The organism is Azonexus sp. IMCC34842 (assembly GCF_050368855.1).
GTDB classification, from domain to species: Bacteria; Pseudomonadota; Gammaproteobacteria; order Burkholderiales; family Rhodocyclaceae; genus Azonexus; species Azonexus denitrificans_A.
Window position 1 is genome coordinate 1,331,246 of record NZ_CP178449.1, and the last position, 14,019, is coordinate 1,345,264.

Below are 14,019 nucleotides of genomic sequence, written 5' to 3' on the forward strand. Positions count from 1 at the left end.
ATGCGGATCGGTATTGTGGTTGATTCGGCTTGCGATTTGCCGAGGGATTTTCTCGCCGCCAACGGCGTTCTGGTCATGCCGATCACGCTGCGCATCGGCGACCTGCTGATCGAGGATCGGCGTGACCCCGAGGAAACCCAGGCCTTCTACGCCCGCCATCTGGACCGGAAAGGCGAGGATTTCGCCGAATCGATTCCGTATTCGGTGCAGCAGATCGAACAGCTTTTCCTCGAACGGTTGGTCCTCGATTTCGACTATGTCTTCTGTCTGACCATCACCAGTACGCGCAGCCCGATTTTCAATCATGCGATGCAGGCGTCGCGCGCCATTCTCACCCAGTACAAGGCCATTCGCCGCGCTGCCGGCGTGCCGGAGCGTTTCGGGCTGGCCGTGCTGTCGACGCGCAACCTGTTTACCGGCCAGGCCGTACCGGTGGCGGAAGCCGTGCGCCTGATCCGGGCCGGCGGTTCGCCGAGCGAGATCGGCGCCCGCTTGCGCCATCTGATCGATCAGACCCACACCTACCTGGTGCCGGCCGATCTGTTTCACATCTACAAGCGAGCCTCCAAGAAAGGCGATACCAGCCTCAGCTGGGGTTCCTACACGCTCGGTTCGTGGCTGGATGTCAAGCCGATCCTGCATTGTCATTGCGACCAGACGACCACGGTCGACAAGGTGCGCGGCTTCGAAGCCGGCGTCGAGCAACTGTTCAACAAGGCGGTCAAGCGCATCCATGATGGACTCGATGCGCCGCATATCTGCATCAGCTACGGCGGGGCGCCCGGCTTGGTGGCCAATCTGCCCGGTTATGCCCGGCTGACCCGGGCCGCGGCGGAGCAGGGCGTCCAAATTCTCGTTTCTCCGATGAGCAAGACGGCCGCGGTCAACGTCGGGCCGGGCGCCCTGTCGCTGGCCTTCGCTGCAACTGGCCATCGTCCGCATTAAAGAAAGCACATGATGAATCTCAATCTTCAACACTGGCGGGTCGAGCGCGATGCCGAAGGTGTCGCCACCGCCACCCTGGACAAGGCCGGCGAGTCGGCCAATTCGCTGTCGGTTGCCGTGATGGCGGAACTGGCCCAGATCCTCGATGGTTTCGACAGGCAGCCGCCGAAAGGGTTGATCTTCCGCTCCGGTAAGGCGGCCGGCTTCATCGCCGGGGCCGACATCGAGGAATTCACCCAACTCGATACGCCGGAAAAAGGCCGGGCGCTGGTCGAGCGGGGCTGGCAGCTGTTCAACCGTCTGGCTGCGGTCGACTACCCGACATTGGCCATCATCCGCGGCCATTGCCTGGGCGGCGGCCTCGAACTGGCGCTGGCCTGCCGCTACCTGCTGGCGGTTGACGAACCAGCGACCAAAATGGGCCTGCCGGAAGTCATGCTCGGCATCTTCCCGGGCTGGGGCGGCATGCTGCGCCTGCCGCAACGGGTTGGTCCGGCCGCTGCGCTCGACATGATGCTGACCGGCAAGAGCATCGACGCCAAACGAGCCAAGCGCATGGGCCTGGCCGATGAATGCGTGCCGCCCCGGGTTATGGAGCCGGCGGCGCGGCAACTGCTGCTTTCCGGCCAGCCCCGGCGCCCACTGCCGACGCTGCAGCGCCTGCTCAACGGGCCGCTCAAGGCCATCGTCGCCAGCGGTGCCCGCAAGCAGGTGGCGAAGAAGGCACGGCCGGAACATTACCCGGCGCCTTACGCGATCATCGAGATCTGGCAGAAACACAATGGCAATGCGCTGGCCGCGCCGGCCATCATCGACCGCATCATCAGTTCGCCGACGGCACGCAATCTGGTCCGGGTGTTCTTCCTGCAGGAAAGGCTGAAAGCTTTTGGCAAGGAATCTCCCTTCAAGGCCGGGCGGGTCCATGTCATCGGAGCCGGAGTCATGGGCGGTGACATTGCTGCCTGGTGCGCCCTGCGCGGCATGACCGTAACGCTGCAGGATCAGAGCCTGGAACGCATGGGGCCGGCCTTGCAGCGGGCCAACAAGCTATTCACGCGCCGCCTGCGCGACCCGCTCAAGGCACGGGCCGCCTTCGACCGGCTGATCCCCGACGTCAACGGCGATGGTGTCGCCCATGCCGATGTGGTGATCGAGGCGATTTTCGAGAATCTCGAGGCCAAGCATGCGCTGTTCAAGGCGCTGGAGCCGCGGCTGAAGCTGGGCGCGGTGCTCGCCACCAATACTTCGAGCCTGAAGCTGGAAGACTTGCGGACGGTGCTGCAGCAACCAGAGCGCCTGGTCGGCATCCACTTCTTCAACCCGGTGGCGATGATGCCGCTGGTCGAAGTTGTGCAGGCCGACGGAGCCGACCCGGCCGCGGTGCAGGCTGCCTGCGCCTTCGTCCGGCAGATCGACAAGCTGCCCTTGCCGGTCCGCAGCACGCCGGGCTTTCTGGTCAATGCCGTGCTGGCCCCTTACATGCTGGAAGCGATGCAGGCGGTGGATGAGGGCATCGCGCCGGAAACCATCGATGCCGCGATGCTTGCCTTCGGCATGCCGATGGGGCCGATCGAACTGGTCGATACGGTTGGGCTGGATATTGCGCTGGCTGCCGGGCAACAACTGGCCGGTGGCGTCCAGGCACCGCGCTGCCTGATGCAGCGGGTCGAGGCAAAGCAGTTGGGCAAGAAAACCGGTAGTGGCTTCTATGTCTGGAATGCCGGCAAGGCGGTCAAGGGCCAGCCGGGCAGTGTGCCGGCCGGATTGGCCGAGCGCCTGGTTTCGCCGCTGATCGAGCGTACCCGGCGCTTGGTGGCCGACGGTGTCGTTGGCGATGCCGAACTGGCCGATGCTGGCGTGATTTTTGGAACCGGTTTTGCGCCGTTTACCGGCGGTCCATTGAACTATAGTAAATCGATTTAAAAATTTGTTGTGTTTACCCAACATACGTTTGATTGTTTGTTCGATAAAACAGAGTTTCAAACGCACGTTTGAGATTTAATCGCAGCAGCAGTAACGGGAATAATTCCCAAAACATATATAAATGGAGACAAACCACATGCATAAAGTCATCACCCCGCGCCTTATTCCGGTGCTTGTTGCCGTCGCATTTTCCGGCGGTGCCACGGCTTCGGGCTTCCAGTTGCTCGAACAGAATGCGAGCGGCCTGGGTAATTCATATGCCGGTTCTGCGGCAGTGGCAGACAATGCCAGTACCATTTTCTACAACCCGGCCGGTATGACGCAGCTCAAGCAGATCGAGGTTTCTGGCGGCCTGACGGCAATCAAGACCAGCTTTGACTTCACCAACGAAGGGTCGAGCGTTGGCAGTCTGGCCAATACCGGTAACGGTCGCGATGGGGGTGGCATTGGCTACGTGCCAAATGGTTTCCTGTCCTGGGGTGTCACCAAGGATCTTTTCGTCGGCCTTGGGGTGGGCGCTCCGTTTGGTTTGCGGACGAAATACGATGACCAGTGGATCGGTGCGGCCCAGTCGACACACTTTGATGTCAAGACGATCAATATCAATCCATCCATTGCCTATCGCGTCAATGATGTGGTTTCGATCGGTGGCGGTTTGAACTGGCAGCGTATCGAGGCCGATTATCGTCGGCTGGTTTCAGTTGTCGGGGCAGCCGGCGGCACGACTTCGCCGCTCAAGTTGACCCTTGAGGACGATTCGTGGGGCTGGAATATCGGTGCCCTTTTCAAGGTTGCGCCGAGCACCAAAGTCGGTGTCTCCTACCGTTCCAAAATCAAATACGAAACGACTGGCAAGATCGACATCAGTGGCCCGCTTCGTACCTATAGTGCGGATGCCAAGGCTGATATCACGCTGCCGGATACCTTCATTCTCAGTCTGACCCACGCCGTGTCGGACCGTCTTGAGCTGTTGGGGGATGTGTCCTGGACCGGCTGGAGCTCCATTCCCAAGATCGACATCATCCGGGCCTCGGCGACCCAGAATGGTGCTGCCGCAGCGGGAACCACCGCTCAGGTTCTGGACAGCGATTTTCGGGATACCTGGCGGGTCGCGGTCGGTGCCAATTACAAGCTGAACAACGACTTCATGCTGCGGGCCGGTGTCGCATATGACCAGAGTCCGGTCAAAGGCCCGTCTACCCGCCTGGTTTCTCTGCCCGACAACAACCGCACCTGGTTCTCTCTCGGCGCGCAGTGGAAAGCCAGCAACTCGATGACCTTTGATCTGGGCGGCGCTTATCTCTATGTCAAGGATGCCAAGATCGACAACAACCAGATCACCACGGGGGCGACCAGCCCGCTGACCAATCGCGGCCGGGTTACCGGCAACTATGAGGACAGCGCGTGGATTCTTGGCGGACAGGTTTCGCTGGCTTTCTGATTCAAACTATTTCTTGCGTCATTTATTCCCCGGCCAGTCCGGGGATTTTTTTTGAAATTTGCCGCAAAAAATAGTTGACCGCAGGTATCTGCTATCTATAATTCAAACGTTCGTTTTATTTCTGAACGAAGTCTAAAAAGAGACCAAAGGAGAACCGCTTGAACAAGCTGATCGTGAAGAAAGCCGCCGTCCTCGGCGCGGGCGTGATGGGGGCGCAGATTGCTGCGCACCTCGCCAATGCCAACGTGCCGGTCGTGCTGTTTGACCTTCCTGCCAAGGAGGGAGACAAGAATGGCGTCGTCCGCAAGGCCCTCGATGGCCTGAAGAAGCTGGATCCGGCACCGCTGGCCAACAAGGCCAAGCTGCAGTTCATCGACGCCGCCAATTACGACGAACACTTGCCGCTGCTCGCCGAGTGCGATCTGGTGATCGAAGCGATTGCCGAACGCATGGACTGGAAGAACGATCTCTATGCCAAGATCGCCCCGCATCTGGGCGCCAACACGGTGGTCGCTTCCAATACCTCCGGCCTGTCGATGAATGCGCTGGCCGAGGGCTTGCCCGAAGCGGTGCGGCCGCGTTTCTGCGGCATCCATTTCTTCAATCCGCCGCGCTACATGCATTTGGTTGAAATCATCGGCACCGCAAGCACCGATCCGAACACGCTCGATGCGCTGGAAACCTGGCTGACTTCGCGCCTCGGCAAAGGCGTGATCCGCGCCCTCGACACCCCGAATTTCGTTGCCAACCGCATCGGCGTCTTTTCCATTCTTGCGGTGATGCACCATACCGCTGCCTTCGGCCTTGGCTTCGATGAAGTCGATGCGCTGACCGGGCCGAAGATCGGCCGCCCGAAGAGCGCCACCTATCGCACCGCCGACGTGGTCGGCCTCGATACGCTGGCCCACGTCGTCAAGACGATGCAGGACACGCTGCCCAACGATCCGTGGCATCAATACTTCACCAATCCGGCCTGGCTGCAGGCCTTGATCGCCAAGGGGGCGCTCGGCCAGAAGACCCGCTGCGGCATCTTCCGCAAGCAGGGCAAGGAAATCCAGGTGCTCGATCTGGCGGCTCAGGACTACCGCAAGTCGGCTGGCGAGCTCGCCGACGACGTCGCCGCCATTCTCAAACTCAAGAATCCGGCCGAGAAGTTCGCCGCGCTGCGCGCCTCCGGTCACCCGCAAGCCCAGTTCCTGTGGGCCATCTTCCGCGACATCTTCCATTACGCCGCCGTCCAGCTGGAACACGTTGCCGACAATGCCCGCGACCTCGACTTTGCTATGCGCTGGGGCTTCGGCTGGGCGCAAGGCCCGTTCGAAACCTGGCAGGCGGCTGGCTGGTCCGAGATTGCCCAAGCCGTCGCAGCCGATATCGCCGCCGGCAAGAGCATGAGTGCCACGCCGCTGCCGGCTTGGGCGCTGGAAGCCGGGCGCACCGGGGTGCATACGCCGAGCGGTTCCTACTCTGCCCGCGACAACGCCTATGCGGCGCGTTCCGCACTGCCGGTCTATCAGCGTCAGCTGTTCCCGGAACGCGTGCTCGGCGAAGCTGCCGCCACCCCGGAAAAAACCGGCGAAACGCTCTATCAGAACGACGGCGTGCGGTTGTGGACCCTGCCGGCGGTCGATAACAAGATTGGCATCGTTTCCTTCAAGTCGAAGATGCACAGCATCGGCGACGAGGTGCTGGACGGCCTGATCACCGCCGTGCGCCAGGCCGAACAGACGCTGGATGGCGTGGTTGTCTGGCACGAAGCGCCGTTCGCTGTCGGGGCCAATCTGCAGCAGGTCGGCGAAGCCTGTGCGGCCGGACTGTTCGACCGGCTGGAGGAGACCGTCGAAAAATTCCAGCGCGCCTCGCAGATCCTGAAGTATGCGCAAGTGCCGACGGTGGCTGCGGTGCAGGGCATGGCTCTGGGCGGCGGTTGCGAGTTCGTGATGCATGCCGGCAAGCGCGTCATGGCGCTGGAAAGTTATATCGGCCTGGTCGAGGCCGGGGTCGGCCTGATTCCGGCCGGCGGCGGCTGCAAGGAATTCGCCGTGCGGGCAGCCGAGTGGGCGGCCCAGTCGGCGACGCCGGGCGAGGTATTCAACTTTCTGCAGCCGGTATTCCAGACCATTGCCATGGCCAAGGTGGCGAAGAGTGCGGTCGAGGCGGTCGATTTCGGCTTCGCCAAACCATCCGACACCATCCTGTTCAACGCCAACGAACTGCTCTTCGTCGCCATCAAGGAAGCCCGCGCCATGGCCGATGCCGGCTATGCGCCGCCGCCGATGCCGCGCGCCATTCCGGTGGCCGGCAAGAACGGTATCGCGACCTTCGAGATGATGTTGGTCAACATGAAGGAGGGCGGCATGATCTCCGCTCATGACTACAAGGTGGCCCGTTCGGCCGCGGTCGCCCTGTGCGGCGGCGAGGTCGAGACCGGTAGCCTGGTCGATGAGGAATGGCTGATCACCGTCGAGCGCCGCTTGTTCGTCGAGCTGCTGAAAACCCCCGAAACCCAGGCCCGGATCAAGCACATGCTGGAAACCGGCAAGCCGTTGAGGAACTAGTTGCCTAGGATTGAGGATCGAGTTGCCTAGTGGGGTTGCTAACAGCTCAAGCCCCTAACAGCTAATAGCTAAGGACTAAATATGAGACAGATTCAAGACGCCTACATCGTCGCCGCCACGCGTCTGCCGGTGGCGAAGAAGAACGGCATGTTCAAGAACGTCCGCCCGGACGACATGCTGGCCCACGTCATCAAGGCGGTGATCGCCCAGGTGCCGGGTGTCGATCCGGCGCGTATCGGCGATGTCATCGTCGGTTGCGCCATGCCGGAAGCCGAGCAGGGCATGAACGTCGCCCGCATCGGCCTGCTGCTGGCCGGCTTGCCGATCACCGTGCCGGGTCTCACGATCAACCGCTTCTGCTCCTCCGGGGTACAGGCGGTGGCCGATGCCGCCAACCAGATCCGCCTCGGCCTGGCCGACGTGATGATCGCCGCTGGTACCGAGTCGATGAGCATCATGCCGCAGATCATGGGCAACAAGATGTCGATGAACCCAGCCATCTTCGCCAAGGAGGAAAACCTCGGCATCGCCTACGGCATGGGTTTGACCGCCGAGAAAGTGGCCAACCAGTGGAAGGTCAGCCGCGAAGCGCAGGACGCCTTCGCCGTCGAGTCGCACCGCCGGGCTTGCGCGGCGATTGCCGCCGGCCACTTCAAGGCCGAGATTTCCCCCTATGCCATTCGCGAAAGCCTGCCCGACCTGAAGAGCGGCGAGATCCGCATCCGCGAGCGGCTGGCCGACACCGATGAAGGGCCGCGGCCGGATTCCGCGCTCGACAAGCTGGCCAAGCTCAAGCCGGTGTTCCATGCGCGCGGTTCGGTTACCGCCGGCAATTCCTCGCAGATGTCGGATGGCGCGGGGGCGGTGATGCTGGTTTCCGAGAAGGTCTTGAAGGAACACAACCTGACGCCGCTGGCCCGCTTTGCCGGTTACGCGGTTGGCGGTGTGGCGCCGGAAATCATGGGCATCGGCCCGGTTGCGGCGATTCCCAAGGTGCTGGCCCAGGTTGGCATCCAGCAGGACGACCTCGACTGGATCGAACTCAACGAAGCCTTCGCGGCGCAGTCGCTGGCGGTGATGCAGGAACTGGGCATCAACCCGGCCAAGGTCAATCCGCTCGGCGGCGCCATTGCGCTTGGCCATCCGCTCGGCGCTACCGGCGCCATCCGGATCGCCACCGTCGTCCATGGCCTGCAGCGCACCGGCGGCCGTTACGGCATGGTGACAATGTGCATCGGCACCGGCATGGGCGCCGCCGGCATCATCGAGCGCCTGTGATCGTCAACCGCGCCCAGCAGGAAGTCCCCTTGCGGGGCAGCAAGCGCCGATGAAACCCGCCTGGCTGGCCAGACTGTCGCCAACCTGGCGGGCGCGCATGGTGCGGATGGGATTCAACTTCCATCCCGCCTTTCGCGGCACCGGTGGCCGGGTGGTGCATGTCGCCAAGGATTTGCGGCACATCCGCATTCGCCTGGCGCTTAACTGGAAGACGAAAAACATCGTCGGCTCGCTGTACGGCGGCTCGCTGTTCGCGATCACCGATGGGGCGCATCCAATGATGCTGATGGCGGCGCTCGGCGACGGTTACATCGTCTGGGACAAGGCGGCGAGCATCCGTTATCGCAAGCCGGGCTACTCGACGCTGTATGCTGATTTCATCCTGAGCGCCGACGAGATCGCCAGCATCCATGCCGCCTTGCGCGAGCGGCCCGAACTGGAGCGGACCTATCTGGTCGAGCTGAAAGACAGCCATGGCGTGGTTCATGCCGTGGTCGAACGCACGGTTTATATTGCAGAAAAGAAGCACTACCAACAAAAATCGGGTGGAGACAAATGATTACATCGACAAGCGTGCGCCGGGCGGCCCTGATTGCCGCCTTGCTCGCCGTACCGGGGCTGCAGGCGGCCGAGGTGGCTGGCATCCGGCTGGAAGACAAGCTGCGTGTCGGCAACAGCGACTTGCTGCTCAACGGTGCCGGCTTGCGCAGCAAGCTGTTCATCAAGGTTTATGTCGGGGCGCTCTACGTGAACGAGAAGTCGTCGGTCCCGGCTGGCGTGCTCGACAGTACGGCGCCGCGCCGGATGGTTCTCCGCCTGCTCCGCGATCTGGGGGGCGATGCGCTGCACGAGGCGCTGGAGGAGGGGCTGGCCAATAATCACAGCCCGGCCGAACTGGCCGCGATCAAGCCGCAATCCGAGCAGTTGGCGGCAATCATGAAAGGGATAGGCAAAGTCCGGGAAGGTGATACCGTTGCCATCGACTTTTCCGCCGATGGCATCAGCGTCAGCCTGAACGGCGAAGGACGCGGCAAGGTGGCCGGTCCAGCCATTGCCCGGGCACTGCTCAAGGTCTGGCTCGGCGACAAGCCGGTGGACGCCTCGCTGAAGAAGGCGCTGCTCGGAATTTAAGGCACTCAAGGAGGAGACAAACATGGAAAAAATCTGGCTAAAAAGCTATCCCCAGGGCGTGCCGGCTGAAATCAGCATTGCCCACGTGCCATCGCTGGTCGCGTTGTTCGAGAAAGCCTGCGCGACCTACGCCGACAAGGTGGCCTACATCAGCATGGACCACGAAATGACCTACGGCGAGCTCGACGAGCAGTCGAAGGCTTTCGCCGGCTGGCTGCAGTCGCTGGGCTTGAAGAAGGGCGACCGCGTCGCGCTGATGATGCCCAACCTGCTGCAATATCCGGTGGCGCTGTTTGGCACCTTGCGTGCCGGCTGCATCGTGGTGAACTGCAACCCGCTGTACACGCCGCGCGAACTGGAGCATCAGTTGAAGGATTGCGGGGCGACGACCATCGTCATCGTCGAGAACTTCGCCCATACGCTGGAGCAGATCGTCGCCCATACGGCGATCAAACATATCATCGTGACGCCGATGGGCGAAATGCTCGGAGCGGTGAAAGGGGCGCTGGTCAATTTCGTCGTCCGCCATGTCAAGAAACTGGTGCCGGCCTGGAAACTGCCGAAGACCATTGGTTTCAAGACGGCGCTGGCGGCTGGCCGGCGGCAGGGCTGGCAGCCGGTGGCGCTCAACCATGACGATGTCGCCTTCCTGCAATATACCGGCGGGACGACCGGCATTTCCAAGGGGGCCATGCTCAGCCATGGCAACATTGCCGCCAACGTAATGCAGGCGCATGCCTGGATCAAGCCGGTGGTCAGGGAGGGGCAGGAATTCATCATCACCGCCTTGCCGCTCTATCACATCTTCGCGCTGACGGCGAACTGCCTGACTTTCCTGATGATCGGCGCGCGCAATCTGCTGATCGCCAATCCGCGCGACATTCCCGGCTTCATCAAGGAGTGGAGCAAGTATCCGGTGACGGTGGTGACCGGGGTCAATACCCTGTTCAATGCGCTGCTCCACAATCCGGATTTCGCCAAGCTCGATTTCTCGACGATGAACGTCACGCTCGGCGGCGGCATGGCGGTCCAGGTGCCGGTTGCCGAACACTGGCTGAAGGTCACCGGCAATCCGCTGCTGCAAGCCTATGGCCTGACCGAAACCTCGCCGGCGGCGACGATCAATCCGCTCGACATGCAGAACTTCAACGGTTCGATCGGCCTGCCGATTTCCTCGACCGAAATATCGATCCGCGACGATTACGGTAACGAGGTGCCGCTGACCCAGGTCGGCGAAATCGGCATTCGCGGACCGCAGGTGATGAAGGGCTACTGGCAGCGCAAGGAAGAAACCGAGCTGGCCTTCTTCCCGGATGGTTTTTTGCGTACCGGCGACATGGGCTATGTCGATCCGAACGGTTTCGTCTTCCTGGTCGATCGCAAGAAAGACATGATTCTGGTCTCCGGCTTCAATGTCTATCCGAACGAGGTCGAGGAAGCGGTCGCCATGCACCCCGGGGTGCGTGATGTCGCCGCCATCGGCGTGCCCGACGAGCATTCCGGCGAGGCGGTCAAGATCTTCGTCGTGCGCAAGGACCCGGCGCTGACCGAACACATGTTGATCGAGCATTGCCGGGGCGTCCTGACCGGCTACAAGATTCCACGTCATATTGAATTCCGTGACGACCTGCCGCGTACCAACGTCGGCAAGATCCTGCGTCGCGCACTGAAAGAGGGGGCGTAATGCCGATTCCCGCATCATTGAACAAGAACCTCCGGCTGCCGGTGATCTGCGCGCCGATGTTCATCGTCTCCAACCCCGATCTGGTCATTGCCCAGTGCAAGAGCGGCGTCATCGGCTCCTTTCCGGCGCTCAACGCCCGGCCGAAGGACTTGCTCGACGACTGGCTGATCCGCATCAAGGCCGAACTGGCGGCCGACCCGAACGCCGCGCCGTTCGCCGTCAATCAGATCATCCATCCTTCCAACGAGCGGCTGGAGCACGACATGGCCTTGTGCGTGAAGCACGAGGTGCCGCTGATCATCACCAGCCTGTCAGCCCCGACCGCCATCGTGCCGCATGTCCATCGTTATGGCGGCAAGGTCTTCCATGACGTGATCAGCGTCCGTCACGCCGAAAAGGCGCTGGAAGCCGGTGTCGATGGTCTGATCCTGGTCTGCGCCGGGGCCGGCGGCCATGCCGGCACGCTCAGCCCGTTTGCGCTGGTTGGCGAGATCCGCAAGTTCTATGACGGCCCGATTGCCCTGTCCGGCGCCATCACCAACGGTCGTGCCATTCTCTCGGCGCAGGCGCTGGGAGCTGATTTTGCCTACATCGGCACGCGCTTCATCGCCACCCGGGAAGCCAACGCCGTCGAAGCCTACAAGCAGGCCATCGTCGATTCGGCGGCCAAGGATGTGGTCTACACCCCGTATTTCACCGGCGTGCATGGCAATTACCTGAGCAAGAGCATCCTCGCCGCCGGCCTCGACCCGGCCAACCTGCCGGTCAAGGACAAGACCGCGATGAGCTTCGGCAGTGCCGGCGACGCCAAGGCCTGGAAGGATATCTGGGGCGCCGGGCAGGGCGTCGGCACGATAGGCGAGGTGATGCCGACTGCCGAGTTGGTTGCCCGCCTGCATGAAGAGTATCGCGCCGCTAGAGAGCAGTTGTTAGTTGCTGGTTATTAGTTGCTGGCAACCCCAAAACCCAAAATCCAACCGCTAGCGACTAATGACTACCGACTAGCGACTAACAAGGAGATAGACAAATGAGTGATTACCGCGCCCCCGTAAAAGACATGCGCTTCGTGATGGACGAACTGGCCGGCTTCAAGGAGCTGAGCCAGATCGCCGGTTTCGAGGAAGCGACGCCGGATCTGGCCGATGCCGTGCTCGACGAAGCCGCCAAGTTTGCCGGCGAAGTGCTGGCCCCGCTCAACCGTGTCGGCGACCAGGAAGGCTGCCAACTGACCGCCACCGGCGTCACCACGCCGACCGGCTGGAAGGCGGCCTACAAGGCCTTCCGCGAAGCCGGCTGGAACGGCATCACCTCGCCGGCCGATTTCGGCGGCCAGGGCCTGCCCGATACGCTGGGTATCGCGGTCAAGGAAATGGTCTGCTCGGCCAATCTCTCCTTTTCGCTCGGCCCCTTGCTCACCACCGGCGCCGTCGAAGCGCTGCTGACCTGTGCCAGCGATGAACTGAAGGCGATCTACCTGAAAAAGATGGTGACCGGCGAGTGGACCGGCACGATGAACCTGACCGAACCGCAGGCCGGCTCCGATCTGGCGCTGATCCGTTCGCGCGCCGAGCCGCAGGCCGACGGCAGCTATCGCGTTTTCGGGCAAAAGATTTTCATCACCTACGGCGACCACGACATGACGGACAACATCGTCCATCTCGTGCTGGCCCGTCTGCCGGATGCGCCGGCCGGCGTGAAGGGCATCTCGATGTTCCTGGTGCCGAAATTCCTGGTCAATGCCGACGGCTCGCTTGGCGCGCGCAACGACGCGCATTGCGTCTCGATTGAACACAAGCTCGGCATCCACGCCAGCCCGACCTGCGTCATGGCCTACGGCGACAATGGCGGGGCGGTCGGCTACCTGCTCGGCGAAGCCAATCGTGGCCTTGAATACATGTTCATCATGATGAACGAAGCCCGCCTCGGCGTCGGCCTGCAAGGCATCGCGCTCGGTGAGCGCGCCTACCAGCAGGCTCTCGACTTTGCCCGCGAACGCAAGCAGGGCCGCGATGCGCTGACCGGCGAAGCGCTGGTCACCCTCGACAAGCACCCCGACATCCGCCGCATGCTGATGTTGATGAAGAGCCGTGTCGAAGCCAATCGCGCCATGACCTATTACACCTCGGGCTTGCTCGACCGCGCCCACGCGGCAAGCGATGCCGAGGAGAAGAAGCGCCAGCTCTGGCTGGCCGAATTCATGATCCCCATCGTCAAGGGCGGCGGTACCGAAATGGGTATCGAAGTCACCTCGCTCGGCATCCAGATCCACGGCGGCATGGGCTTCATCGAGGAAACCGGCGCCGCCCAGCACTGGCGCGATTCGCGCATCACCACCATCTACGAAGGGACGACCGGCATCCAGGCCAACGACCTGCTGTTCCGCAAGCTGATGCGTGACCAGGGCGCCACGGCCAAGCTCGTTTTCGGTGAAGTCTATGCCACCGCCAAGGCCCTCGGCGCCTCCGGCAAGCCGGAATTGCAGGCCATCGGCCAACGCCTCGGCACTGCCCTGAAAGCCTGGACGGAGGCCACCGAATGGCTGGCCGGCAATGTTAAAACCGACCTGTCCGGCGTCCTGACCGCGGCGGTGCCTTACCTGCATCTCGCGATCACCGTCTGTGGCGGTTGGTTCATGGGCAAGGCAGCCTTGGCGGCGGCCGGTTATCTCGACACCGGGTCTGGCGACCAGGCTTTCTACCGCGCCAAGATCGCCACCGCCCGCTTCTACGCCGACCAGTTGCTGCCGCAGGCCGCTTCTTACGGCGAAACCGTCAAGGCCGGCAACGCCGCGCTGGCCGCTATTGGTGACGAGGTGTTCTAGGCTGGCCAAAATCTTCTCTGCAGGGTGGCGGCCGGCTATTTGCCGGTTGCTTCTCTAATTCACAGGGCCTTCGGGCCCTTTTTTTCGTCCGGGCTTAGCCGCCGCTGGTCTCTCGGTCGGGAATGCCGGGAATACGATTCCCTTTCCTGATCGCTATACTCTAGTCTGGCGTTGCAGAGCGCCATTCTTGTGCGTTGCTTGTTTGCTCCCGGCAAAACGGGGCGGCGTCGTGGTGTTT

10 protein-coding genes are annotated in these 14,019 nt (G+C 62.2%); all 10 read left to right on the forward strand.

The window, feature by feature from the left end:
• Window positions 1-945: a DegV family protein gene (locus tag ACLIKD_RS06335; RefSeq protein ID WP_428827621.1), complete on the forward strand. Its 945-nt coding sequence runs from the start codon at window positions 1-3 to the stop codon at window positions 943-945.
• 12 nt (window positions 946-957) lie between these two features.
• A complete protein-coding gene (locus ACLIKD_RS06340; protein WP_428828382.1) occupies window positions 958-2,868 on the forward strand; it encodes a 3-hydroxyacyl-CoA dehydrogenase NAD-binding domain-containing protein in 1,911 nt (636 codons plus the stop codon).
• Between the two features lie 136 nt (window positions 2,869-3,004).
• Window positions 3,005-4,309: an OmpP1/FadL family transporter gene (locus tag ACLIKD_RS06345; RefSeq protein ID WP_428827622.1), complete on the forward strand. Its 1,305-nt coding sequence runs from the start codon at window positions 3,005-3,007 to the stop codon at window positions 4,307-4,309.
• A 206-nt stretch (window positions 4,310-4,515) separates the two neighbouring features.
• On the forward strand, window positions 4,516-6,867 hold the full coding sequence (locus tag ACLIKD_RS06350; RefSeq protein ID WP_428828383.1) for a 3-hydroxyacyl-CoA dehydrogenase/enoyl-CoA hydratase family protein: 2,352 nt from the start codon (window positions 4,516-4,518) through the stop codon (window positions 6,865-6,867).
• 81 nt (window positions 6,868-6,948) lie between these two features.
• On the forward strand, window positions 6,949-8,145 hold the full coding sequence (locus ACLIKD_RS06355; RefSeq protein WP_428827623.1) for an acetyl-CoA C-acyltransferase: 1,197 nt from the start codon (window positions 6,949-6,951) through the stop codon (window positions 8,143-8,145).
• A gap of 49 nt (window positions 8,146-8,194) precedes the next feature.
• Window positions 8,195-8,704: a DUF4442 domain-containing protein gene (locus ACLIKD_RS06360; protein WP_428827624.1), complete on the forward strand. Its 510-nt coding sequence runs from the start codon at window positions 8,195-8,197 to the stop codon at window positions 8,702-8,704.
• Window positions 8,701-9,276, forward strand: coding sequence for a chalcone isomerase family protein (locus ACLIKD_RS06365; protein ID WP_226419464.1), 576 nt, complete (start codon window positions 8,701-8,703; stop codon window positions 9,274-9,276). The genes ACLIKD_RS06360 and ACLIKD_RS06365 overlap by 4 nt, the downstream gene beginning before the upstream one ends.
• A 22-nt stretch (window positions 9,277-9,298) precedes the next feature.
• Complete coding sequence (locus ACLIKD_RS06370) at window positions 9,299-10,960, forward strand: long-chain-fatty-acid--CoA ligase (RefSeq protein WP_428827625.1); 1,662 nt, start codon at window positions 9,299-9,301, stop codon at window positions 10,958-10,960.
• Window positions 10,960-11,907 (forward strand): NAD(P)H-dependent flavin oxidoreductase, encoded by a 948-nt coding sequence (locus ACLIKD_RS06375; protein ID WP_428827626.1) that lies wholly within the window; start codon window positions 10,960-10,962, stop codon window positions 11,905-11,907. Before ACLIKD_RS06370 ends, ACLIKD_RS06375 begins: the two co-directional genes overlap by 1 nt.
• 80 nt (window positions 11,908-11,987) lie before the next feature.
• Entirely contained in the window at window positions 11,988-13,781 is a 1,794-nt protein-coding gene (locus tag ACLIKD_RS06380; RefSeq protein WP_428827627.1) for an acyl-CoA dehydrogenase C-terminal domain-containing protein, read from the forward strand.
• Window positions 13,782-14,019 lie beyond the last annotated feature (238 nt).

Excerpts from the sequence above, each read along its gene's own strand:
- ACLIKD_RS06335 (WP_428827621.1), top strand. The coding sequence starts at position 1 with ATGCGGATCGGTATTGTGGTTGATTCGGCTTGCGATTTGCCGAGGGAT.
- ACLIKD_RS06350 (WP_428828383.1), top strand. The coding sequence starts at position 4,516 with ATGGGGGCGCAGATTGCTGCGCACCTCGCCAATGCCAACGTGCCGGTC.
- ACLIKD_RS06355 (WP_428827623.1), top strand. The coding sequence starts at position 6,949 with ATGAGACAGATTCAAGACGCCTACATCGTCGCCGCCACGCGTCTGCCG.
- ACLIKD_RS06375 (WP_428827626.1), top strand. The coding sequence starts at position 10,960 with ATGCCGATTCCCGCATCATTGAACAAGAACCTCCGGCTGCCGGTGATC.
- ACLIKD_RS06360 (WP_428827624.1), top strand. The coding sequence starts at position 8,195 with ATGAAACCCGCCTGGCTGGCCAGACTGTCGCCAACCTGGCGGGCGCGC.
- ACLIKD_RS06370 (WP_428827625.1), top strand. The coding sequence starts at position 9,299 with ATGGAAAAAATCTGGCTAAAAAGCTATCCCCAGGGCGTGCCGGCTGAA.
- ACLIKD_RS06365 (WP_226419464.1), top strand. The coding sequence starts at position 8,701 with ATGATTACATCGACAAGCGTGCGCCGGGCGGCCCTGATTGCCGCCTTG.
- ACLIKD_RS06380 (WP_428827627.1), top strand. The coding sequence starts at position 11,988 with ATGAGTGATTACCGCGCCCCCGTAAAAGACATGCGCTTCGTGATGGAC.
- ACLIKD_RS06340 (WP_428828382.1), top strand. The coding sequence starts at position 958 with ATGAATCTCAATCTTCAACACTGGCGGGTCGAGCGCGATGCCGAAGGT.
- ACLIKD_RS06345 (WP_428827622.1), top strand. The coding sequence starts at position 3,005 with ATGCATAAAGTCATCACCCCGCGCCTTATTCCGGTGCTTGTTGCCGTC.